This window comes from Agrobacterium sp. YIC 4121 (assembly GCF_002008205.1).
Taxonomy (GTDB): domain Bacteria; phylum Pseudomonadota; class Alphaproteobacteria; order Rhizobiales; family Rhizobiaceae; genus Agrobacterium; species Agrobacterium leguminum.
Window position 1 is genome coordinate 137650 of record NZ_MRDI01000023.1, and the last position, 23655, is coordinate 161304.

23 protein-coding genes are annotated in these 23655 nt (G+C 55.6%); 7 read left to right on the forward strand and 16 right to left on the reverse strand.

The genetic code is table 11. The features are described 5' to 3' along the window. The first annotated feature begins 20 nt into the window (after positions 1-20). From fabF to BTE54_RS20215, 3 genes are all read left to right on the forward strand, one after another. Positions 21-1301, forward strand: a complete 1281-nt coding sequence (gene fabF / locus BTE54_RS20205) for a beta-ketoacyl-ACP synthase II (protein WP_078053743.1) — start codon at positions 21-23, stop codon at positions 1299-1301. A gap of 59 nt (positions 1302-1360) precedes the next feature. Next, the gene (ftsZ, locus tag BTE54_RS20210; protein WP_078053744.1) at positions 1361-2368 is read left to right on the forward strand and encodes a cell division protein FtsZ; all 1008 of its coding nucleotides are present in this window, start codon (positions 1361-1363) and stop codon (positions 2366-2368) included. Between the two features lie 65 nt (positions 2369-2433). Beyond that, complete coding sequence (locus BTE54_RS20215) at positions 2434-2622, forward strand: hypothetical protein (RefSeq protein WP_078053745.1); 189 nt, start codon at positions 2434-2436, stop codon at positions 2620-2622. 46 nt (positions 2623-2668) lie between these two features. Here the strand turns inward: BTE54_RS20215 and BTE54_RS20220 are convergent, their stop codons facing one another. Then, positions 2669-3145, reverse strand: a complete 477-nt coding sequence (locus tag BTE54_RS20220; RefSeq protein WP_142844999.1) for a MarR family transcriptional regulator — start codon at positions 3143-3145, stop codon at positions 2669-2671. A 165-nt stretch (positions 3146-3310) separates the two neighbouring features. Here BTE54_RS20220 and BTE54_RS20225 point away from each other — a divergent pair, with 165 nt between their 5' ends. Continuing rightward, positions 3311-4726 (forward strand): MATE family efflux transporter, encoded by a 1416-nt coding sequence (locus tag BTE54_RS20225; RefSeq protein WP_078053747.1) that lies wholly within the window; start codon positions 3311-3313, stop codon positions 4724-4726. 595 nt (positions 4727-5321) lie between these two features. Here the strand turns inward: BTE54_RS20225 and BTE54_RS20230 are convergent. The 6 genes from BTE54_RS20230 to BTE54_RS20255 form a co-directional block, all read right to left on the reverse strand. Beyond that, positions 5322-5603, reverse strand: coding sequence for a MurR/RpiR family transcriptional regulator (locus tag BTE54_RS20230; protein WP_078053748.1), 282 nt, complete (start codon positions 5601-5603; stop codon positions 5322-5324). A gap of 97 nt (positions 5604-5700) precedes the next feature. Continuing rightward, positions 5701-6720 carry a Gfo/Idh/MocA family oxidoreductase gene (locus BTE54_RS20235; RefSeq protein ID WP_078053749.1) on the reverse strand — a complete coding sequence of 340 codons (1020 nt, stop codon included), beginning with the start codon at positions 6718-6720 and terminating at the stop codon, positions 5701-5703. A gap of 23 nt (positions 6721-6743) precedes the next feature. Beyond that, positions 6744-7538, reverse strand: a complete 795-nt coding sequence (locus tag BTE54_RS20240; protein ID WP_078053750.1) for a TIM barrel protein — start codon at positions 7536-7538, stop codon at positions 6744-6746. A gap of 83 nt (positions 7539-7621) precedes the next feature. Beyond that, complete coding sequence (locus BTE54_RS20245) at positions 7622-8410, reverse strand: ATP-binding cassette domain-containing protein (protein WP_078053751.1); 789 nt, start codon at positions 8408-8410, stop codon at positions 7622-7624. Further along, the gene (locus tag BTE54_RS20250) at positions 8410-9531 is read right to left on the reverse strand and encodes an ABC transporter permease (RefSeq protein ID WP_078053752.1); all 1122 of its coding nucleotides are present in this window, start codon (positions 9529-9531) and stop codon (positions 8410-8412) included. The genes BTE54_RS20245 and BTE54_RS20250 overlap by 1 nt, the downstream gene beginning before the upstream one ends. 127 nt (positions 9532-9658) lie before the next feature. Then, a complete protein-coding gene (locus tag BTE54_RS20255) occupies positions 9659-10612 on the reverse strand; it encodes a sugar ABC transporter substrate-binding protein (RefSeq protein WP_078053753.1) in 954 nt (317 codons plus the stop codon). A gap of 176 nt (positions 10613-10788) precedes the next feature. Between BTE54_RS20255 and BTE54_RS20260 the strand changes: the two genes are divergently transcribed. Then, positions 10789-11784, forward strand: a complete 996-nt coding sequence (locus BTE54_RS20260; protein ID WP_078053754.1) for a LacI family DNA-binding transcriptional regulator — start codon at positions 10789-10791, stop codon at positions 11782-11784. Positions 11785-12343: 559 nt separating this feature from the next. Here the strand turns inward: BTE54_RS20260 and BTE54_RS20265 are convergent. After that, a complete protein-coding gene (locus tag BTE54_RS20265) occupies positions 12344-12586 on the reverse strand; it encodes a hypothetical protein (protein WP_078053834.1) in 243 nt (80 codons plus the stop codon). A gap of 812 nt (positions 12587-13398) precedes the next feature. Here BTE54_RS20265 and BTE54_RS20270 point away from each other — a divergent pair. Beyond that, complete coding sequence (locus BTE54_RS20270; protein WP_245316668.1) at positions 13399-16506, forward strand: autotransporter outer membrane beta-barrel domain-containing protein; 3108 nt, start codon at positions 13399-13401, stop codon at positions 16504-16506. Between the two features lie 271 nt (positions 16507-16777). On the opposite strand, the gene BTE54_RS20275 is transcribed toward BTE54_RS20270, so the two are convergent. After that, complete coding sequence (locus BTE54_RS20275) at positions 16778-17071, reverse strand: type II toxin-antitoxin system mRNA interferase toxin, RelE/StbE family (protein ID WP_078053756.1); 294 nt, start codon at positions 17069-17071, stop codon at positions 16778-16780. Further along, entirely contained in the window at positions 17068-17376 is a 309-nt protein-coding gene (locus tag BTE54_RS20280; RefSeq protein WP_078053757.1) for a type II toxin-antitoxin system RelB/DinJ family antitoxin, read from the reverse strand. Before BTE54_RS20280 ends, BTE54_RS20275 begins: the two co-directional genes overlap by 4 nt. 1648 nt (positions 17377-19024) lie before the next feature. Here BTE54_RS20280 and BTE54_RS20295 point away from each other — a divergent pair. Further along, positions 19025-19588 carry an IS3 family transposase gene (locus tag BTE54_RS20295; RefSeq protein WP_158080273.1) on the forward strand — a complete coding sequence of 188 codons (564 nt, stop codon included), beginning with the start codon at positions 19025-19027 and terminating at the stop codon, positions 19586-19588. A gap of 229 nt (positions 19589-19817) precedes the next feature. Here the strand turns inward: BTE54_RS20295 and BTE54_RS20300 are convergent, their stop codons facing one another. From BTE54_RS20300 to BTE54_RS20325, 6 genes are all read right to left on the reverse strand, one after another. Next, entirely contained in the window at positions 19818-20117 is a 300-nt protein-coding gene (locus BTE54_RS20300; RefSeq protein ID WP_078053759.1) for a DUF982 domain-containing protein, read from the reverse strand. A 77-nt stretch (positions 20118-20194) separates the two neighbouring features. Next, a complete protein-coding gene (locus tag BTE54_RS20305; RefSeq protein ID WP_078053760.1) occupies positions 20195-20668 on the reverse strand; it encodes an Hsp20 family protein in 474 nt (157 codons plus the stop codon). Positions 20669-21175: 507 nt separating this feature from the next. Further along, positions 21176-21811 (reverse strand): IS630 family transposase, encoded by a 636-nt coding sequence (locus BTE54_RS20315; protein WP_223565061.1) that lies wholly within the window; start codon positions 21809-21811, stop codon positions 21176-21178. Beyond that, complete coding sequence (locus BTE54_RS25360) at positions 21736-22119, reverse strand: transposase (protein WP_223565060.1); 384 nt, start codon at positions 22117-22119, stop codon at positions 21736-21738. Before BTE54_RS25360 ends, BTE54_RS20315 begins: the two co-directional genes overlap by 76 nt. Before the next feature lie 189 nt (positions 22120-22308). Continuing rightward, on the reverse strand, positions 22309-22887 hold the full coding sequence (locus tag BTE54_RS20320) for a hypothetical protein (protein WP_078053762.1): 579 nt from the start codon (positions 22885-22887) through the stop codon (positions 22309-22311). Between the two features lie 36 nt (positions 22888-22923). Then, positions 22924-23655, reverse strand: a complete 732-nt coding sequence (locus BTE54_RS20325; RefSeq protein WP_078053763.1) for a GAD-like domain-containing protein — start codon at positions 23653-23655, stop codon at positions 22924-22926.

Sequence of the window (23655 nt, forward strand, 5' to 3'; positions counted from 1 at the left end):
CATAGACAGGTGGAATGCAAATGCGTCGTGTCGTTGTCACGGGAATGGGAGCCGTCAGCCCCCTTGGTGCGAATGTCGATATCTCCTGGTCCCGGCTCCTTGCCGGCAAAAGCGGGATCCGTCGGCTGGGTGATGACATCGTCGGGGATTTGCCGTCAAAAATCGGAGGCGTGGTCCCTTCTCTGGCAGACGATCCTGAAGGAGGATTTGATCCTGACAGGACCCTGTCCTCGAAGGATCAACGCAAGGTCGACCGTTTCATCATCTTTGCGCTGGCAGCGGCGGAAGAGGCTCTCGCGCAGGCGAACTGGAAGCCAGCTTCCGAAGAAGAAAAACTGAGAACGGCGACAATCATCGCATCGGGCATCGGCGGCTTTCCCGCGATAACGGAGGCGGTGCGTACCGTCGACCAACGCGGCGTGCGCCGCCTCTCGCCCTTCACCATTCCATCCTTTCTCGTGAATCTCGCTGCCGGACAAGTCTCTATCCGGCATGGCTTTAGAGGCCCGCTGGGAGCCCCGGTGACGGCATGTGCCGCCGGCGTTCAGGCGATTGGCGATGCAGCACGGCTGATCAGATCCAATGAAGCCGACATTGCGGTTTGCGGTGGCACCGAGGCCTGTATGAACATTGTCAGCCTTGGTGGTTTCGCAGCAGCAAGATCACTATCGACAGGCTTTAACGAGACCCCGGCCAAGGCGTCACGTCCTTTCGACACCGCGCGCGACGGCTTCGTGATGGGTGAAGGCGCAGGCATCCTCGTCATTGAAGCCCTAAGCCACGCCCTTGCTCGTGGTGCGACGCCGATAGCAGAACTCGTTGGATATGGAACGACCGCCGACGCCCATCATATTACCTCCGGGCCGGAAGATGGAAGCGGCGCCCGCAGGGCAATGCAAATCGCCATCGCTCAGGCTGGTATCGCGCCGCACGAAATCGGCCATCTGAACGCGCATGCGACTTCGACCCCGGTTGGAGATCTCGGAGAGCTCAGAGCAATCAAGAGCCTGTTCGGCCAAAGGAAGTCGATCGCTGTCAGCGGCACGAAGTCGGCGACGGGGCACCTGCTGGGGGCAGCCGGCGGCCTTGAGGCTATTTTTACGATCCTGGCGCTCCAGCACCAGATCGCGCCCCCTACCTTGAATCTCAGTTCACCGGACCTTGAAGCCAATGGCATCGACTTTGTCGCAAACGATGCCCGACCCCTCGATGTTGAATATGCGATATCCAATGGCTTCGGCTTCGGTGGCGTCAATGCCAGCGCAGTGTTTCGACGCTGGCCGAGGAGAGGCAATCGTTAGCTGATTAACCCCCGCGCGTGATCCCCTTTGAACAAAGTCTCCACCAGGACGCTCCCACCATGCAACCAACGACTATCGTTTCACCGCCCGGCATAACGCTCCTCAAGCCAAGGATTGCCGTCATCGGCGTCGGCGGTGGCGGCGGCAATGCTGTCAACAACATGATCATTCACGATCTCAAGGGCGCGGAGTTTATCGTTGCGAACACCGATGCACAGGCTTTGTCCATGTCAAAAGCGCCACGGCTTATCCAGCTTGGCCCGACCGTCACGGAGGGACTTGGCGCCGGATCATTGGCCGATATTGGACAGGCGGCCGCCGAAGAGTCAATTGACGAGATTATGGATCACCTCCACGGAACCCATATGTGTTTCGTGACGGCGGGCATGGGGGGCGGAACGGGAACAGGTGCCGCACCCGTTATCGCCCATGCTGCGCGCAAGGCAGGCATACTGACCGTCGGCGTCGTCACCATGCCCTTCACATTCGAAGGTACGCAGCGAATGCGAACAGCGCGGCAGGGAATCGAGCGTCTCAGTGAATGTGCAGACACGGTGATCATCATCCCCAATCAGAACCTGTTCCGGATTGCCGATGCGAAGACGACCTTCGCAGATGCATTCGAAATGGCAGATCATGTGCTGCATGCCGGGGTCAGTTCTGTCATCGATCTGATCGTCAAGGAAGGATTGATTAATCTCGATTTCGCCGATGTAAGGTCCGTCATGCGTGACATGGGCCGAGCGGTCATGGGCACGGGCGAGGCAACGGGAGACGCCCGCGCCCGACATGCCGCCGAGGCAGCGATTGCCAATCCGCTGTTCGATGAAGCGTCTGTCAGGGGAGCGAAAGGCCTTCTCGTCTCGATCTCCGGCGGACCGGACATGACCCTTTTTGATGTCGACGAAGCGGCAACACGTGTTCGCGAGGAAGTCGATAACGACGCCAATATCGTGGTCGGCGCGACATTCAATGACGCGCTTGAAGGGCGGCTGAGAGTTTCAGTCGTCGCCACAGGTTTGAGGCAACCGGCGGAGGTGATCCGCCTTTCGGAGCGAATGGCGTGATGCTCGCTCATACTTTGGGGCCTGCAAGCGCCGATTTGTAAAATTGATGGCCATGGAGATTTGAAATGTTGAAGCGTTTTCGAGAAAAATGGCGATCGTGGGAAGATGCCGTCCTGGGTATCGACGATCCGCAGGGAGACTACCTCATCGCGCTGGAAAAACGGCTGGCCCGCCTGGAGACCGAAGTGGCTGGATTAAAGGCACAGCCCCACGAGGAGGTAGTGCAGGAAGACGGCGCGGAAAATAAGGGGTGATGGCCGTATCCTTGCACTCATCTGCCGGTCGCCCGCGCGGCCTATGTCAAGCGCACGCTGTTGATAGCTCGCTAAGCATCCGGCACAGGCCAAGAGTATTCTGCGTGCCGCCAACCTTTTTCATCAGCGCGTCTCCAAGTTCCTGAAGACGCTCAAATGCCATTGCAAGCCGAGCGCTCCCGTTGTCGGTGAGCAGAAGCCTTCGTGCCCTGCGATCATCGACATCCACGGACATCGTCACCCAATTCTTCCTCACCAAGGGTTTTAGATTTGAAACGACGGTTGAGTGGTCAAGGCCAAGAAGTAGCGAAACCTCCGATATTCGAGGGGAACCTGCTTCACCAATCGCTGCAAGAAGAAATATCTGCTCTGCCGTTAGTCCTGTCGAGCGCAATGCATCGTTGATCTGGCGGGAAATGATGCGGTTTGTCCGCTGCACGGCAAAGCATAGATTCCCGACAAGCGGGTTTTCCACCATTTCAGCTTTTATCGATCCTTGATCTGAAACATGGGTTTTGAACACCTGCACGGGCTCCGGTTTCACGCTCGGAAGCGCTATTTTAGATTGCGAATGCACTCTATATAATTTAGATTTCAAAAACAATCTATTTTCAAATTCTGAGAACCGGTTGCGAGCCCATGGCCTTGGGAGCGGAGCAGAGCCTTGGAGAACGTTTTAGGATCAGCCATGGCCGATATGCCTGACAGCAAAAATTCTCATGTCTCAACAATTTCACAGAAGACACCACGTGGAATTCTTCATGGACCAATCACGCCCACACTGTTCCGGCTGGCATTGCCCACGGTCGTCGTTCTCGTGGTCCAGACCTTTGTTGGGGTCGCGGAAACATACTTCGTCAGTTTCCTTGGGACCGAGGCTTTAGCGGGCGTGACCCTCGTCTTTCCGGTCCTCATGCTGATGCAAATGATGTCGAATGGCGGGATTGGAGGGGGAGTTTCCTCGGCTGTGGCCCGAGCGCTGGGAGCCAACCGACACGCTGATGCCGATGGGCTTGTCTGGCATTCGATTGTTCTGGCCACAGTATTCGGAGCTATTTTCTCAGTCGCTGCAATCTTTCTTGGACCTGTGCTCTACCGCTCAATGGGAGGGACTGGAGAAACTCTTAGTGCCGCCCTCCTCTATTCAGGAATTGTGTTCGCAGGCTCTATTCCCATCTGGATCACGGCTTTGCTTTCGGCAGCCCTGCGGGGCGCTGGCAACGTGAACGTGCCTGCCTTCGTCATCATCGCCGGCGCGTTCCTTCTTCTCGTCTTGTCGCCGCCGTTGATTTTCGGCTGGGGCCCCATCCCGCAGCTCGGCGTGGCGGGCGGAGGCGCTGCGGTCTTCATTTATTATCTCATCGCGGCACTGGTGCTTGTCCTATACGTGTGCTCATCAAGCAGCCCGCTAAAGTTCAAAATCGTTCCGCTGCAAGGTCGACTGTTCAAGGACATTCTGGGTGTCGGCCTGCCTTCCGCAGTCGGCACGATCCAGGTCAATCTGACGGTTACGTTCGTAACGTCAGCCGTCGGCCACTTCGGCGCAGACGCAATTGCGGGGTTCGGCATCGCATCGCGGCTAGATTATCTGCAAATCCCCATCATCTTCGGTCTTGGAACCGCTATCGTCACCATGGTTGGGATTAATATCGGAGCGGGTCAGATCGAACGCGCCCGCCGGGTCGCCTGGGTTGGCGCAGGTATCGCATTCGGCCTCACGCAGACAATCGGCATTCTCGCCACTCTGTTCCCCATGACCTGGATGAGATTATTCACGGCGGATCCGGATGTGCAGCAGCTAGGCTCCCAGTATCTGCAAATTGTCGCACCGGCTTATGGTGCAGTTGGATTGGGGCTGGCGCTTTATTTTGCAAGCCAGGGACTGAAGCGTGTTTTACTCCCGGTTCTTGCCGGAACAGTCAGGATGATCCTGGCAGCTTTCGTCGGGTGGGCTTCGGTGATCTGGTTTCAGGCAAGTGTCAATTCCCTTTTCCAGATCGTGGCGGCGGCAGCCATCGCATACGGGGGACTAACGACCCTCGCCGTGCTGCCGCGCCGGATGTTCCATCTTGGCAGGCAAGAGAACGCTCAAACTGCAGGGTAGAGACGTCAAGTGCCCCGAATATTGCCATTGCACCGGCATCAACCCGGATGTCGAAAATCGTATCGATACAAACGGAGTTTCACCGCTGATGAACTGCCGACAACACTTGCCACCCCAGTCAACGAGCTTGCCTGTCCTGCTCCGTCTGCGACAGGCAAACCGCTATGTAGTTGTGGTTCAGAAAGACGAACGCACGATAGGTTCGACACTGTTCTGGAACGAGTTGCAGGCGCTTTTGGCCATGGGGATACCCAAGGAATTCTGGCCATACGTCCGAACGGAGGTGCTCTCAATGATCCACCAAAACGACCTACCGCCTGGAACGGTTCTCTTCGCAAGAAAAACAGGCGTGGGGATGTTCTCAACGTCGTCTCGTGGCTCGCAAAAGGCATCGACACTAAGATTCACACGTCGATCGAACAGGCTTTGGCTGCCGTGAATGCCAAAGATGCCCCGAAGGCCCTACGCTTAGACTTTGGCCGAGAATAGTGTCCGTTCAGATTGATGTGCTCTTATCCGAGCGGCGCGACACGATCCAAAATCGCGCAAAAGCAGCTTTCTCTGACGGTGACCGTGCAGCGAGAAAATCAATAACCTATCTGTAGATTGCGTTGACTTTCACGTGCTGCCGAAAAACGTGCCTGAATTCGCGATAATTTTCAAACCCAAGAGAGATTGCCAGCCGAACCACCGTCGACTGGGTCACGGAACAATGAGCAGCAAGGGAGTTTGCTGTACCGAAGGCGACGATTTCCGGATAGGCAACCGCAAATCGCGCTACTCGCTCTTGACGGAAAGATAGCGGCACACCTTGGACCGCAAGCACGCTTTCCAGATCAAGAACTGTTGGCTTCTGAAAGTCAGCTTTCGCTTCCATGATGATCCTCTTAGCCTCACCAACAGGCTTCTGGTCACGAACTTTTCCAACATATATGTGCTGACAGAGGCCGACAGCGCCCCTGTCAACCAGGCCTTCAACTCACAGGAACCGGCTGTTTTCTCGACACGGATTCAATGGCAGCAAGTGCGATCGCCAGAGCGTTGCGAGCATCAGCTCCCGTGGGTGCGTTCTGGACGGTACCGCTACGCGCCGCCTCGACAAAAGAAGCAAGCTGCGCCGTGTAGGCTTGAATGAAATGGTCTGTGTCGCGCCGCCATGTGTCGTTGGAGACGCCAGTTGCGTCGAACAGCGTCATGCTCGAACGTCGTACGTCCCCCATCGTGACCATTCCGCCGGAGCCGAATACTTCGCCGCGAATATCGTAGCCGTACATTGCAGAGAAGTTTGCTTCCGCAACCGCAATAGATCCATTGTCAAAGCGGATATTGACGACCGCCGTGTCCAGGAAGCCTTTGTCGCGTGCATCCGAGCGAACTAATGCATCTGCCATGGCAAACACTTCGACAGGCTTTGCGCCGGGGTTTAACCAAAGCAAGGTGTCGAAGTCGTGTATCAACGTTTCGTAGAAGATGGTCCACAAAGGAATCCTCTCTGGATCAGAGCCGAACGGACCGGGATCGCGTGTCAATGACCGGATGAGTTGAACCGCACCGACCTTTCCAGCATCGATCGCTGCGCGGCTTTCAAAAAATGCCTGGTCCCAGCGGCGATTAAAACCGACCTGCAGGGGGACGCCTGCGGCCTTGGCGGCTGCAATGCCGCGGTCCGCATCTTCAAGCGTGAGCGCCATCGGTTTTTCGCAGAAGATCGCTTTACCGGCCTCTGCGGCCTGCACCAGGATATTGGTGTGAAAACGTGCGGGTGTGGCAATGATGACCGCATCCAGACCGGGGTGAGAAAGCATTTCTGCGACGTCGGTATAAGAAGCGGCGGCGCCCAGCGCCTCTGCAAGTTTTGCGGCGGCCCCGGGAGCAGGATCAGCGACGGCCACAAGCTCTGCGTCTACGAGCCTTCTTGCTACACTCTCCCCATGGAACGAACCGATGCGCCCTGCCCCGATAAGTCCGACGTTGACTTTTTTTACTTTGGTCATGATTTTTAGTCCTGTTTCTGAAATCAGAGAGTGAAGGCTTCACGGAAGGCAGCGAGCGCCGCGTCGGCATCTCCGGATGCCCATGCTTCCATCCCGATCGGGCCGCAGTAGCCCATATCGCTAAGGGCTTTTGCGATCTGCTTCCAATTCACCTCGCCGGTGCCCGGCTCAAATCGGCCAGGTACGTCAGCCACCTGAATCTCACCGATCCACGGCAGGCTCCTGCGGCAAAGTTCGATCAGGTTCCCCTCACCGATCTGCGCGTGGTAGAGGTCCAGGTTCAAACGCAGACGCGGGTGGTCGATGCTCGACACGAGCGCCAACGTGTCTTCGGCGCGCCCGAACGGCACGCCGGGGTGATCGACGGGAAGGTTCAGGTTCTCCAGTGTGAAAACCACGTTTTCTTCTTCCGCGAGGTCAACGATACGGCGTAGCGTCTCCTGAGCCTTCAGCCACATCACTCCCGTGACGACCTCGACAGGTTGAACCGGCAGTCCACGATCCCCGAGGCCTGTGCCGTGAAGATTGAGGCGCTGAACGCCAAGACGTTTGCCGATCTGAGCCGTTTCGCGCGCGGTTCTCAAAAGTTCGGCTGCGCCCTCATCATCGGTGAGGCGGCCGGTCAGGTAACCGTTCATAATTGTGAAGGTTGCACCGGTGGCTTCGAGCTTGTTTATGTCGTGCTCTGGCCAATTCCAGAGGCCGACGCCAAATCCCTGCTCCTTCAATCGGGAGGCGCGCCATTCGATTGGTTTGTCCCGCCATAGCATCTCAGCGCAGGCGGCTAAGGGAAACTGGGTATTATTCTCATTGCTCATTTCGAGTGGTTTCCTGGATTTTGGATATGGCTGCCCAAGGACCGGCGAATGCGCCGGGCCAAAATTCATATTTCCAAGTGTCTTCAGATGGTGCCGCCCAGCTCCGCTGAGATCGACTGGAGCTCCTTGCCCCCCGCCATCAGATTCTGCAGGCCATCGAGGTCGATTTCATGTTTGGCAAATGTGCCAAGCGTCTTTCCCCTGTTCAGAGCTGTGAAACGGTTGCCGACGGCAAAAGCGTGTCTGACGTTGTGGGTAATGAAAATGACGCCCAGACCTTTGCTGCGAACCTGATCGATGTACTTCAGGACCATCGAGGTTTGCGCGACACCGAGTGCAGATGTCGGTTCATCAAGAATGAGGACTTTTGCCCCGAAATATACGGCGCGTGCGATCGCCACGCATTGACGTTCGCCACCGGAGAGCGTGCCGACGGCCTGTCCGGGTTCACGCACATCGATGCCGATTCTCTTCATTTCTTCGCTGGTAACGCGATCCGCGAATTCCATGTCCATGTATTTGAACGGAACGAAGCCCTTCAACGGCTCGCGACCCATGAAGAAGTTTCTTGTGACAGACATCAGCGGGATCATTGCCAGATCCTGGTAGACGGTCGCGATCCCCGCATCGAGCGCATCTCTTGGCCCGGTAAAGAGATGTTGTTTTCCCTCGACGAGGAAGTCGCCGGATGTCGGCCTGTGAACGCCGGACAGAGTATTGATCAGAGTCGATTTGCCGGCTCCGTTATCTCCAAGAAGGCACAGAACCTCTCCTGCGTGGACACTCAGCGAAACGCCGTTGAGTGCGATAATCGAGCCGAAGTGCTTGACGAGGTTCTTGACCTCGACCAGTGGTGTCTGGGTCGTGCTCATCAGCGTTCTCCCGTCACACGTTTACGAATGATGTTGTTGAAAATAACTGCAGTCAGCAGCATCCCGCCGAGGAAGACGAGGTACCAATCTTGGTCGATCGACGTGTAGGTGAGGCCGATCAAAACCATGCCAAAGACGATAGAACCGAAGAACGCACCGATCGCCGAACCATATCCGCCAGTCAGAAGACATCCGCCGATAACGGCCGCAATGATGGCTTCGAATTCTTTCTGAAAACCGCGTCGGGCATCAGTCGAACCGGCGTCGAGGACCGTTAGAATGGCGACAAGAGTGGCGCACATCGCGGTGACGATAAATAGAGTGGTCTTTACACGGGCGACAGGAACACCCGACTTGCGGGCAGCCTTCGGGTCACCGCCCGATGCAAAGATCCAGTTTCCAAACCTCGTGCGAAGCAGAACCCATGTCGCGACGAGTGCAATGAGCACAAACCAGAGGACTTCCACCGGAATACCCGGGACTTTCGGCGTTCCGTTCGGGAAGGTCTCGATAATTCCTGCATTGCCAAGCCATGTGAAGAGACCCGGGAAGGCGTCGCCTGAAAAGAGCGGCGCAAGGGGACTGTCCGCAACAGCCTCTCTCATCCCGCGAAGCTGGGTTGAACCGCCGCTCGCCCACTTCAGGCCGACGAGCGTTAAGCCGCGAAGAATGAAGAGAAACGCAAGCGTCACTATGAACGATGGAAGCCCGGTGCGCATGGTGAGCTGGGCATTGGTGACACCTATGACCACGGCAAAAGCAAGCGCGATCAGGATCGCGACACTGAGCGGGAGATTAAGGACGACAAGGGCCGTGCCGAAAACCAGCCCCGCGAACGCGACCATCGAGCCGATCGACAGATCGAACTCGCCGCCGATCATCAAGAGCGCCGCGCCAACCGCAAGAATCCCCAGCTGAGCAGCTGGCGCCATGAAGTTTACAACGCCTGCAAGTGTGAACATGGCGGGGTTGGCGGTCAGCATGAAAAATATTGTGACGAGCACCAGTCCTGCGACTGCGCCGAGTTCCGGACGTCGCGCGAGCGCGGTCAAAGTCGAAACCTTTTTCAGGCGCTCGTCGGATCGAGTCGGGGACCCGTTCTGTTCGTTTGCCAGCGTCATGGTCGTACCTCAGATGTAAGTTGTTTTACGTGCGCCATCGGCTGCCGTTCACGCGCCCTGCGGATCGGATGTCTGGCGATGAGGGCAGCCCCCGCTGGAGGTGCGGAAGCTGCTGGATGGGTACCGCTCAGCGGATTCCCTGGGAGGATTTCTCAATCACCGAGGCTGCCGCATCCTTCTCGACGAAGCTCGGACCCGAGGCGACGTTTCCAGCAGGAATAGTGCCATACTTGGCATTCAGCGCGAGGAATGTGACCGGAAGATACCCCTGAAGGTAGGGTTGCTGGTCCACGGCAAACAATGCCTTGCCTTCCGAAACAGCCTTCAGGAAATTCGCCGAAAGATCGAAAGAAGCGACCTTGACCTTGTCGCCATTGCCCATCTTCTCGACAACAGCAACCGCCCGCTCACCAACGAGGGGTGCCGACAGGCCAAGTACGACATCGACGGAAGGATCTGAGGTTAAAGCAGCCTGAATCTTCGATTCAATTTCCGCAGGGTCGGCGGTCGTCGGCAGGATCGTCACCTTTCCACCTTCGAAACCCTTCTCGGTACCCGCGCAGCGCTGGTCAAGGGCGGCATTTCCGACCTCCTGGTTTACGCAAAGCACGTGCGTCTTGCCGAGCGACTTGAGTTTTTCGCCGACCTTCACGCCTGCGGTAAGTTCGTCTTGGCCAACATGGAGCCTGATGCCCAGCTTTTCCGTTGCGGCAATGCCGGAGTTCATGGAGATAACGGGGATACCGGCCGCGACGGCCTTGGCAATCGCCGGGCCCAGCGCATCCGGATCGGGATTGGAAATTACAATACCCGCCGGGTTCTGATTGACTGCGGCTTCAATGAGCTGCGCCATTGCGACCATGTCAAAGGTTTCCGGTGCACGATAGTCAACCTTGGCATTGATGTCCTTGCCGGCCTGCATCATACCGTTTTTCACGATCGACCAGAAGGGGTCAGACGCTTGTCCATGAGTGACAGCGATGATGTTGGGCTGTTCATCGGCTTTGACGCCAACCGACCAAGCGCCAATCAGTGACACAGCAAAAACCGCAGAAGCGAACTTCTTCCAAATGGATTTCATTTTTTCCTCCTCAATGTCGCCCACTCCTCTGGATGACAAATTCGAATGCTACCGGGTGCAAATGTGATTGCTACCGGGTGCAAGCAGGTGCATGTTATGTCAGAATGCGATAAAAGCAAGGATTCATTTCACTGTAATCGCAGATTGGAACGAATATTCCATTTGTGGGAGAAGTCATGCGCAAGAGATCAACGGCAAAACAGGTAGCGGAGGCTGCTGGCGTCTCCAAGTGGACCGTCATCAGAGCTTTTACGCCCGGGGCTTCAATCACCGAGGAAAGCAAGCGGAAGGTTCTTGAGACTGCTGCAGCTTTGAACTACACGCCGAACCTGCTTGCACGAAGCCTTGCAACCAACTCGACGGGACAGATCGCCGTCTTCGTGGATGACTTTTCCAACCCGCAAAAACTCCCCTTCCTTGAGGCGCTCACCGAGAAGCTCCAGGCGTCCGGCTTGGTGGTGATGCTGATCAATATCAACAGTCACTTTGACCATGTAAACGCCCTTCTCCACGCGGACCAGCGTCAGGTCGATGCCATCATTCTGTTTGGCACAGCGTTTCGTGACGAAACTCTGACAGACCTGCAGCAGGGGCAAGGCATGCCGCCTATGTTCGTGCTTGCACGCGACAGTCAGATCGACGGCGTTCCCGCTGTTGTCTGCGACGCGGAAGTGGCCCTCAAGGAAATCGTAGACCACCTTCATGCGAAGGGATATAAGCGCCCAGGCTTCATGAGTGGTGCTGCCGCTTTGTCTACAGCTTTAAAAAGAAGCCACTATTTCACGGAATTTTGGGCAGAAAAAGGTGTCCAGACCATCGTCCACATGAGCGCGGAAAAATACAGTCGGGACGCTGGCGCAGCCTCGGTCAGAAAGTACCTAAGCGAGACGTTACCGCAAGATCGCGTCGATGTCCTGATGTGCGAAAACGACATTCTAGCGATGGGCGCAATGGATGAGATGCGGGCAAATTTTCGCCTCCAAGTGCCTGAAGACATTGCGGTAGTGGGCTTCGACAATTACGAGCTGTCCGGCTTGTTCGGATATGGCATCACCACCTATGAGCAACCGCGCGACGAAATGATTGATGCCATTCTCAGCATGATCAGAGGGAGCTCGGATTTGAAGACCGTAACTCTCCGGGGAAGGCTGGTCGTTAGAAGTTCAACATAAACGCTGCGCCTCGCCAGCCTCCTTTAAAAAACTCGCGTCGCGACCGTGGTGGCTCTGAGTGGATCAGTCTTGGCCATCTTGAGGGCACCTCGTCCGAGGGCTATGTGAGCATGGAGGACTTTGCCCTGAAATTTGGTGCGGAATGCACTCGCCAGCGCAATTCTCGTCGACAATCTGCCAAGCCTGATACGCCTCGACTCGCCCAATGTTAATGCTCTTGAGCGGAATCGAACCAGTGGCCACCGCGTGATGCACTAAATCAGGCACATAGGTTTCACGCACTGATTTGCTCAAGTATTGAGGGCAAACCTGTGGTGATCCCAGACTTGGGACGTTACGTCATCGATAGGAGAGCCGTCTCTGGTTCCGCAATAAGCGTATCTACCCAGCCCCATCGCGCCTACGGACTAAGCACAGCGAAAAGGTCGGCTTGTCAGAACGCTTCGGCGGCGCATTTCCGGTGACCGAGGCCGTATTTGCGACTTGTGGGGAGGAATACTGCTGCAAATCGCGTTTTAGGTAAAGTTCACTGGGTTTGCCTGCGATCTCGACCCAGAAACTACTCGGCGGCGATATCGTTATCGCCTAGCAACGCAATGAACGCTTCTCTCAGGTTTTGGCAACGATAAAGCAGTTCGACCTTTTCATTTTTGAGTCGCCGCAGAAAGGTCAGCTCTCTGTCGTCAGCGTCGTTCGACATTGCCCTGAGGCGGAGATCGGTTTCGATCTCTCGAACTGCCATTTCGCAGGCCGCGATTTCCTTAAGCAGCCGCTCCCAGTGTTTCTCCAACACAAAGCTCACGTCGTTGGTCCGTCTATCGCCCCTGTTTACCAAGGGTTAACATAACCGAAGCGGATTTGGGATGGCGGTTCCCTATATGGTTAACGCTGCAGAGAGTAGTGTGGACCCACGACACCCTAAATTAATACGCTAGGTAGCCGCTGGATGCGGAACACCAACCATTTCGGCTGCGTCGGTCCAGTTTTCTAACGGCTGCGCAACTTCGAATTCACCGTTGATTATATTTTAGTAATATATAGATCTCAATCATCTGGAACAACCATTGGGCGAATTCGATTCGGGGAGATGGTTCCGCGAGAAGCACTCTTCAGCTTTATCGGGACGGAAGATGGGGACCGTGAATGACCGCACCTGGAGCATTTTTCAAGAAGCGTCCATCTAACGGGGGTGGGTCTTTCTTAGATAATTCTGATACAAATCGAGCAAATAACATGCTCATCCGTGGCGGCCGAGTGCGGAAGTGTAAGAGGATCGTCGGTGGCATAGCGCCTTGTGAAGCGCGTTTGGTACTGTCATTTGAAAGTTTGTCCGTCATTTCGGCGGCGGCAGTTACATCGGTGCTCCTCTGGTCTTCGCCATCGCTGGCAGGTAGCTGCGATCCCGCTGGCCCTGGAACCTGGAGCTGTTCCGGCGCTGCCACAGGGAGCGATCCGTCGGCGGTGATCTTTTCCTCCGCGCCCGTAACGGTTGTCACACAACCAGGATTTGGTTTGTCAGCCTCTGGGGAAGCCATCAGAGTCGAGACCATCGGAGGGATCGCCATAACGGACGGAAATGCGTCCTCCATAACGTCCTCTGGTGGGCAGGGTATTTTGGCGATCAATGATGTTTTCGGCGCGGTTGAAATAACATCGAACGGTAGCATCACCGGCGTTGACGGTATCTATGTCATCAATACCGGTACAGGTCCCACAACGATCACATCCTCAGGCACGGCGATTGGGACAATCGGTAATGGTGTCTATGTTTCCCACGACGGTTTCGCAACAGACCTGACCGTCAGCCAGACGGGCGGGACGATTTTTGGCGCGGATAACGGAATTTTCACGACCAATCGGGGATTTGGAGCGACCGCAATTAGTGTCGCCGGCAATGTGGACGGTGTAGCCGAAAACGGTATATGGGCGCAAAATTTCTCTAACGCGACAGGCATCACGATTACCCAGGCAGCCGGTAGCACGATCACCGGTTATACGCATGGCATCCGCGCCGATAATTGGGCGGCCGGCGCTATCTCGATCACGACAGCCGGGATCATCAACCAGACCCAGACTGGCGCGGCAAATAACGACACCTTTGGTGTCTATGCCTACAATTCCATAGCCGGGACAGATACGATTCTTACCCAGACCGCGGGATCGATCTCCGGCAATTGGTTCGGCATGTATGCCAATAACCAGGGTAGCGGCTCAACGACGATCATTAGTTCCGGCGATGCCACGGCAATCGTACGCGCTGGACTTTACGCTTATAACGCGGCCACAGCGGACAGTATCGTTGTAAGCCAGACCTCCGGAACCGTCAAAGGCGGCACCTATGGCGTTTTCGCAGACAATGCGGGAACCGGCTCCACAACGGTTACACTGTCCGGCGATGTGATCGCCTCCGGTGACTACGGCGTCTATTCGCGTAATGCCAGCAGCGCCTCGGATCTGACTGTAAGACAGACGGCGGGTTCTATTGCTGGCAGAACCGGCATTCTGGCGTCGAATAGGGGTACGGGCGCCTCGCTGGTCAGTGTCGGTGGTACGGTGAGTGGCGGCGCGGGCGCGGGTATTCAAACGATTGCAGCGAACGGCTCGATGATCGATATCGCAGCTTCTGCAACGGTCACGGCAACGTCCGGAACAGCCATTCGTGACGGCGGTGTTGCGGGTAACCCGATTGCATCGGACACGATTGGCGGGAATGTCGCCGTTAACAGCGCTGGCATCGTAACCGGTGATGCGATCCTCGGCCTCGGCGATGACACCTTCAATCTGGCTGGCGGAACCTATACCGGTAATATTTTCGGTGACGACAGAGACGACATTCGAAGCAACGACGGTGTCACAAACCATGAAGGCAATGATACGTTCACCTGGACGGGCGGCACTCTGGCTGGCGGCTTCTACGGTCAAGACGGATCCGATACAGCTGTGGTAAGCGCATCGGCCTTTGATGGTTCGCAGGTTCTTGATGGCGGCGATGATACCTCGGTTGCCGACGGCATGATCGATACGCTTACGCTTCGCGGTGTGAAAGCGACCACGAATGGCGGCAGGATCATCAATTGGGAAGTTGTCAATCTGGATGGTGCCAATCTGTCGATCGACGACGGCACATGGCATGTCGGCGAACCGGACGAAGCAACGACCGGTGTGTTCCTGAACAACAATTCCACACTTGACGGCATGACATCACTCGCCTTCGACGGCAATATGACGATTGATTCAACGTCCACTTTAGTCGGAACGGGCAATGGAACCGGGGTCTATTCGTTCAGCGGCGATGTGGCCAACGCCGGAACCATCACCACGGTAGATGATGCTGTCGGCGATGTTGTCGTCATCGGTGGAAATTATAACGGCAATGGCGGACAGATGTTGTTCGATGTTGCTCTTGGTGACGACAACTCCAGGACGGATATGGTCATCGTCAATGGCGACACATCGGGCACGACTAATGTCGTCGTCAATAACGTCGGAGGCACGGGTGCGCAGACCAGTGAAGGTATCCGTATCATCGAAGTGAACGGTGCTTCCAGCGGTTCGTTCTCGCTCATTGGCGATTACACGATCGGCGACAGGCAGGCGGTCGTTGCAGGCGCCTACGCCTATCAGCTTTATCAGGGGGGCACTTCAACACCGAATGATGGCAACTGGTATTTGCGTTCGCAATTGACCGTGTCGAATCCGGCGCCGACTGCTCCGCTTTACCAGGCCGGTGTTCCGACCTACGAGGCATACCCCCGGGCATTGCTGGGTCTGAACGGTCTGCCAACCTTGCAGCAACGTGTCGGTAATCGTTTCTGGGCCGGTAATGGCGCGTCTGTCGGCACACCTTATGTCACTCCCGAAGAAGCAGGCGTTGCGGTCGAAGGAAATGGTGTATGGGGTCGCATTGAAGGCGTACATAACCACATTGAGCCGCGTTTCTCCGCCTCCGGCACCGAGTACGACCAGAATGTCTTCAAGCTTCAGGCCGGTATTGATGGGCTGTTGACAGAAACGGAAAGCGGCATGCTGATTGGCGGGTTCACAGTCCATTACGCCCATGGCAAAACCGACAGCGGTTCTGTTTACGGCGATGGTGAGATCAGCACGGAAGGTTACGGTCTTGGCGGGACGTTGACCTGGTATGGCGAGAGTGGCTTGTATCTGGACGGGCAGGCCCAAATGACCTGGTACACGAGCGATCTCGACTCTCTCCTTGCCCGTACGAACCTCACCGACAACAATGACGGTTTTGGCTACACACTGTCGTTGGAAAGCGGCAAGCGCATTGCCATCGATCCAGCCTGGTCCATCACGCCGCAGGCCCAGCTGGTCTATTCCAATGTCGACTTCAACGCGTTTACCGATGCATTCGGCGCCCGTGTCAGCCTCGACCGTGGCGAAAGTCTGCAAGGCCGTCTCGGTGTGACCCTCGACCATGAAAGTTCGCGGCGGAATGACGAGGGGCTGCTCAATCGCACTCACGTCTACGGCATTGGCAATCTCTACTATGAGTTTCTTGAAGGGACGAGTGTCAATGTCCAGGGCGTGAGCTTCACCAACCGAGATGATCGTATATGGGGCGGCCTGGGGCTCGGAGGAACCTATAGCTGGGACGACGACAAGTACTCGATCTATGGCGAAGCTCTGGTTCAGACCAGCCTGAATGACTTCGGCGACAGTTACTCCGTCAAGGGACAGGTGGGCCTACGCGTGAAGTGGTAAAAGGCTTACGGTATCGGACCATTCCAGGACGTGTCGATGTATTGAACGTCGACGATATCGGCACCCGTGATCGAAAATTCATAGATCGGACCGATACTCCGAATCTGCCCCGGAAGCCGATAATTCTGGCCATCGCGAGCAGTTCATCAGGGTGGGTTTAGATAGCGCTATGCTGACGGACCGATTGCGCGCTTGCACAACGGACCATACGAAACGCCGCGGGATCGATCGGCAGTGTTGATACTGGTCGGTCCGGTTCGACTGTGGTTGATCAGTTTTGCAGCAGATACTCTGGCCATTCCTGCGCGCCATGGAGTACGCGAAGAATTCGAACTGTCGTCTCGGTAGTGGCGTAGGCGGCGACGTAAGGTGTACCATTGATGACGAGTTCGCGTGTACCGGCGATTCTACCCAAGCGCCCACTGGCAGGAAAGTCGAGCAAGCGACGGGCGGCGGATACTATCCGCTCATCGATGAGAATAGCGGCCGCAGGATTATCTGCCTCAATATACGTGAAGATGGCGTCGCGATCCGATAGCGCAAACGCCGACCAAGTAAGCTTCACGATTCTGTCGAACCCACTTTAAGGCGGGCCGCCGCTCGGCGTTTGGCAAAGTGCGCCTCGGCCTCGTCGTCTGTTAAATCCGACCGAGTATCATTTAACGCTTCGAGCACCTTGGTCCGAAACCAGGCATCGTGTGTTTCACTCCCAGAAAGAAGTTCAAGAGGTAGCGCCCCTTCGTTAGCAGTCCGGGTGAGCATAATACGAACCGCATCAGATACCGTGAGCCCCATGCTTTCAAGCACGGCCGAAGCCCGATCCCGAACTTCGGCATCAATGCGTGTTTGGACAAGAGCGTTTGCAGCCATGACTATCTCCTACATTTTCAGAGATAGTAATGCAATTGAATGACGATTTCCAGATGCAGTTTTGTGCCGGAATAATCCGCTCTCGGCGCTCAAATGCTCTTGAAGGGAATCGAACTAGCGGCCACCGCATGAAATGCACTAAATTAGGCACATAGGTTTCACGCGCTGATTTGCTCAAGTATTGAGGGCAAACCTGTGGGTGATCCCAAACTTGGGACGTTATTCAGGGCATGGCGTCGAGCAGGAGGGGAGCCGACGCTCTTACCGATCGCGCGCCTCAAGTCAGTCTTCGGTCTCCGACTTATTCAGGCGCCCTGTTCGGAAGCCCTTTGTCGTTTGGGTTCGGAGCCGGCGTCTCTCTTGTATCTCGCGGCGGATGTTGGCGATCGTCCGGCTCGGCGGGCTCCACCTGGTCCTCGGAAGGGCGGACAGGCTGCTCTTTAGGGTCGGTCGTCTTGGAGGGGGCCGAAATTTTCTTGGGCATTGTCAGTTCCTCTAGCTTCACCGACAAAAACTGACTGGCCACACGGAAGGTTCCGCGCCCCGGAAGCGCTGCTTGGTTCGGAATCGATCTCACCAAGCTGAACAGGCGGGCCTCGTAGCAGGCGGGATCAGTGGCAAGCGCCTTCGAATAAGCTATCCGCTCCTCTTCGAGCCGCCCGAGACGCTGGAAAGCAAGACCCTCGCGTGACGTGAGCCTCGGCGGTGGAAAAGTCGGCCACGGTCGCAGCGGAATAATCCGTCCGCAAGCGGAGTAAAAACCGGCCACTTATTTTCTTTCTGCAATGAGCGCAGGAGGGACAGGGGATCTATACCGTCGAACTTTATCTGTGGGTTCGCCTGGCTGTTTCCGAAGGGATGACGCAGCGGCGAGCAGCAGCATTTCAACATGTCGCGCGACAGCGTAGCCAAGATGGTGGCTTCTTCGCGGACACAGCGATCAAGGTCAACTTCATGGTGAATGTCGGCTACGGCAACCCGGCCGGCAATTTCGCGCGGTTGCCACGCCTGGAGTTTGGCGCGGTGTCCGTTCTGGCATAGCCGCGTCTACCGGTTACGGAAGGGCGCAACCATCATAACTTGCGGCCGGTCGGGGGCCGTCCCGTTGGGGCGGCTCGCGGGGGGGGTGGGATTCCATCTTTGCTGAGGTCCATGCTCGGCAGCAGGCCATTCTGAAATGCCGCTCCAAAGTGTACATCGGAAGGTTTCTAGACTACTCAGATAGGGTAAAATTTGCTGCACCGAAGGCATTCGTTGCGAAATTTCAAATAAAATCTATACACGTATTTATTTTCAGTATTTCATAATGGAGCGATGATTGCGGTACATCGTAATATTAAAATGCGCTGGCGAGGAAAGTCCAGTTTTCGAAGCCGATGACATTACTCGGTGTTTCGGTTGGATTAAGACACAGACCAGGAAATTCCCTGAAATACATAAAGGGAATTACAAGATTGTGGACCGTGATCTCGATAACGACGCATCACCAAATACCAATTTTTGGTAGGCTCAGGCCGGATATCACATAGCCGGCAAATCCCGGTTGCGGGGTCCAACTGGATTTTGAATTTGCGGAGATGGCGACCGGTCTGACGGGAATCGTATCAGCCGAGGGTATGTCCCCAACTCCGCATGCGAGTCGTTAAACTTGTTAAATGTCATTTTCAATACAAAGAAAGCGCTACCATTACCGACCAACACTTGCATGCATATTCGACTGGTCTGGGTGGCCGACTTCACATACATCCGCACCGCCATCGGCTGTTGCTATCTCGCCGTCATTCTCGGCGCCTGCAACCGGAAAGTCGTCGGCTATGGCCTGTCGACACGGCCGGATACGCCGCTGGCGCTGGCCGCACTACATTCGGCCATCGAGAACAGAATGCCTCCGCCTCCGCCTGGCTGCATTCACCACACGGACCGCGGATGCCAGTACGCAAGTGAGACCTATCGACGAGCACTCGATGCGGCAGCCCTACAGGGATCCACGAGTGCCGTTGGCAACCCTTATCACAATGCGCAGGCAGAGAGCTTTATGAAGACTCCGAAAGTAGAGGGCATTTATCCTGCCGGGTACGAAACTTTCGTAGACGTCGCCGAGCGATTGCCCAGCTTCATCGAAGAAGTCTACAATGCCAAGCGGCTGCACTCGGCCCTTGGCTATAGGTCGCCAGCAGAATTTGAAACTCAACTCGCCCAGCAAGCGGCTTAGTTTGAAGTGCCTCGCTGGTCCAGGCCGAGGGGTTCACTCCAACGCCCGGTCAGTTCTCAGTGGCAATCAACACCCTTCGTTCTCAAGGCAACTGCGTTGTCATCAGGAATGTCGTTGCCACACGCCAGTCCGCAAGATCATCCATGTCGGCATGGATGCGATTTATGCATCGCTCGAGCAGTGTGAGAACCCGTAGTTTCGTGGCAGGCCGCTTGCAGTGGGCAGGTCCTCACTTTATATGGGGACCGCTGTCGCCATGCATGAGAGAAGCGCTAATTACCGGCAACTCCGGGGCCAGAAGATCATGCTTCGCGGCGAATGCGGCAAACAGGCCGCGCGCGGTCTCCGCTTCGATCTCTCCGCGAAGCGCCGCTTGAGAAGCCTTTAGGGCAATCGAGTGTGCCGTGTCTCTGAACGAGGTCGGCCATTCGACAAGATGCCGGTAGGCATCCATTATGCCGCGTACTTCCACAGGAAAGCCTAAGCCGACAAGGATAGTGACAGGTTTTCTGAACATATCGGGTTTCATTGGTCTCTCCTTCCCAACCCGGAATGGTGATGGGCGCCATCGCAATGGCACCCTTGCTTACTGGACGAGCCTGGATATCAAGCGGCCTTCTGTGCTTCGATCTGCGCCGGAACGGCGGACGTCAACGCAGGCGTGCTCTGGATCAATATCTTTCGCGGCTTCAACGCCTCCGGGATCTCTCGAACAAGCTCGATCGACAGGAGGCCGTTTCTAAGGTCCGCTCCGTTCACCCTGACGTGATCTGCAAGTTCGAACCTGTGTTCGAATGGACGCCCAGCGATCCCGCGATGGAGGTAACCAACGGCAGATACCTCCTGTTTCTTGCCGGTTACAGTCAGCAGGTTGGACTGGAAGGTGATATCGAGATCGTCCTGGGTGAAGCCGGCAACCGCTATTGATATCCGGTAGGTATCGTCGTCAGTCTTGACGATGTCGTAAGGCGGCCAGTCGCTGATTGAGCGGGCGCGCTGAGCATTTTCCAACAGATGGAACACCCGGTCGAAGCCGACGCTCGAGCGGAACAGCGGTGCGAAGTCGTAAGATGTTGCCATAGCCATATCCTCCTTGAAGCAACATGGTACGGGAATGCCAAAAGCGGCGCTCCCGGCGATACCAGCCCTTATTTCAGCGGCTGGCGGCGATCGATTTGGTTTTGACGATTTTCGGATTCAAGATTTGCAACAAAAAAAATTGTACTGCTTTCCAGGCTATCTCAATGAAACTTATCCCCGCCGGCATTCTTTTTTCGCAAGATTGGATGCTCTGCTAGGCAAGGACTCATGGCCCTTGCTCATGAACCCGCACTCCTGCGCGGAATGACACCGGTGGCGTTTCTCTCCCACCCAATCTTTGAATCCCAGCCAACGCTACAGGAACTGGACGCACCCGCTTTTTCAACCTTGGGCGGGCAACCAGCCCCTTTCGCGCAACGACTCGAGCGTATCGAGGTCCATCCTGGCTGCTGGTCCGATCTCGACGTCGACTATCGACATCCTATGGCGCCGAACCACCGCGCGCGCGCCGACATCTCCAGCCAGCTTCACTAGAGCACGTCCACTTTACTCGGGGTCATATCCGCACGACGTAAAATAGTTGGCGCACTCTTTGGGTTTGAAGAGCGGGACGATTTCGCCGACCGTGTCCCACAGAGCTTCGACGTTGCGCTTGGCTCGCGCACGCAGGAGCGCCTTGAGCTTGGAGAAGGCCTTTTCAATGGGGTTGAAGTCCGGGCTGTAGGGTGGAAGGTAGAGAAGCTGGCAACCAACGCTCTCAATAGCCTGCCGCACACCATCCGCTTTATGCGCAGGCAAATTATCCATCACAACGACATCGCCAACTGTCAGCGTTGGAAGCAGAACCTGTTCGACATATGCGCGGAAGGCCGTGCCGTTCATGGCACCATCGAGCACCATGGGCGCGGTCATGCCCGAGAGCTTGAGCGCACCGGTGAAAGTCGTCGTCTTCCAGTGCCCATGTGGAATCGCGGCTCGACAACGCTCGCCGCAAGGGGACCTGCCGCGCAGCCTGGACATCTTGGTAGACAGGCCAGTTTCATCGATGAACACGAGCCTTGCCGGATCGAGATCAAGCTGACCATCGAACCAGTCGCGACGACGTTTCAGCAGGTCGGGTCGTTCTTGCTCCAATGCATGTGCGGTCTTTTTTTGAAAGTCCAGCCGCGCTTGCGCAGCCATACATCGAGGGCACTGCGGCCGATGGAAACGGCCTTCTCTTCGGCGAGCCGCAGAACCATTTCGTTCAGCGTGATGTCCTTTTCTTCATCGATCAACCCAACGATAAAATCGCCATGGGCATCCAGACGAGAACCGCCGCGCCGTCCCTGCTTAGCAGGCTTCATCTGACCATGCCGTGCGCTGGCTATCCAGGCGATGGCCGTCGAGACTCCGATTCCGAACCGGGCGGCCGCCGAGCGTGCTGACATACCATCATAAGCCGCTGCCAGAACACGGCTGCGAAGATCATCGCTGAAAGCGCGGGTCATATTGCCTCCGACCAAATCACCAGTCGGATCATGGAATCAGAAATCGGACCGTAACGGAATCCTCAATCCGATTCCGAGTTCAGTGGACGTGCTCTAGACCCATCGCTTACTGCCTCAAGCCCTCGAAGTTTCGTTCCAACAGCCCGCCCTTTAGATGTCCAAAGACCAAGAGACTGGAGAGTTCGTGCCTCAGATCGGCAATTGCTTATATCCGTCAGCGATCAACTCATCCGTCCTATTTTTCTCTAAAACGAGCAGTTCGATAGGTCTTCCGTCCTCGAAATCGGACTTCTTGGGAACTGTGAAGCGCATGGAGATGTCGGGCGCGACTATTTCATTACGTTTCCTGAAGACGGATTGCGATCTGGCAATCACCAGTTCATAAAATTCTTTGGCAGGTATCTCAAAAATATTTCGCCCTTCAAGTTTTGGACGGCACTCGGCCGACAAAACGATACGAATAAGGATATCTCCGTGAAAAAAAACAACTGGCAGGCTTTTGGTTTTGGGAACCCACCGAACCTCTGCCGCAGCTTCAGCCTGCATCGCCGCAATCATCTCTTTAAATTCCTCAGGATCGAGACCCATCTCAGGCCCCATCGAGTTTAGCAGTTTCTCGAAGTCCGAAACTGCCGCTGACTCATCCTGCACGAGTTCGGGTTCAGCAAAGCCCTCAATTTTCGAAATCACTTCTTTAGATGTACCAAGCCTCAGCGGACCGATGCCTTCTCCCAGTAAAACTTCCCACGCTCCCGACTTGTCTGTCACTTTATGATTCCTTCGCGTTTAAGGTACACCACGCTCTCAGCGTTTCGCGCCTATCTTTCGAAGTGGGGTGACCTCACCCATGCTGCTTCCGCCTTCAGACGGTGGAGCGTAGTCATATAGAGTCGGAGTATCGAAGGAAGCCAGTAAGAGTAAGTGTTCCTTAAGTTTTACTTTTTGCAGATTTTTCACAGTATTTCGTCCGCCTACGCTAAGAGCTGGCACAAAGCCATAAACTTCCCCTGGTTCGAGCTCTCCAAGTGCTTTTAGAGCTTGTGGCATCATGTTCTGGTATTTTTCGTCTTCCCATGGCGCAACATATGGAGAGACGTTGAATGACAGTTTAAGACCGATCATTACTTCATCGGTCCATTGGCGATTTTGGTCTTCGTCATATCCGCGGGGCTCCACGCGGACCATGCCATTCGGCAGGTTCAACCGTATCGTCGCATCGCCATACCAAATATCGACATTACCGAACGCATTATATCCAAAGGCAATCATGCGCGTTGGATCAAGCTCAGGATCACCGAGAAACACATAGTCGATGACGGGCTGAAATATAGAGGGATCGCATATCCAATATTGGCCCCTTGACCAACTACACCAACCTTTTTCGATCCAGAATTTCACCAAGATTTCAGGCAAACGATCCTTATAGCGCTCTATTAATTGCGCGTCAGGCTTAACTATATGGTCGATCTCGTATGCATTCAGGAGCTCGTCAATCCATTTAGTTTCAAACACGTTATAGTTCGGCTTTTCTACCAT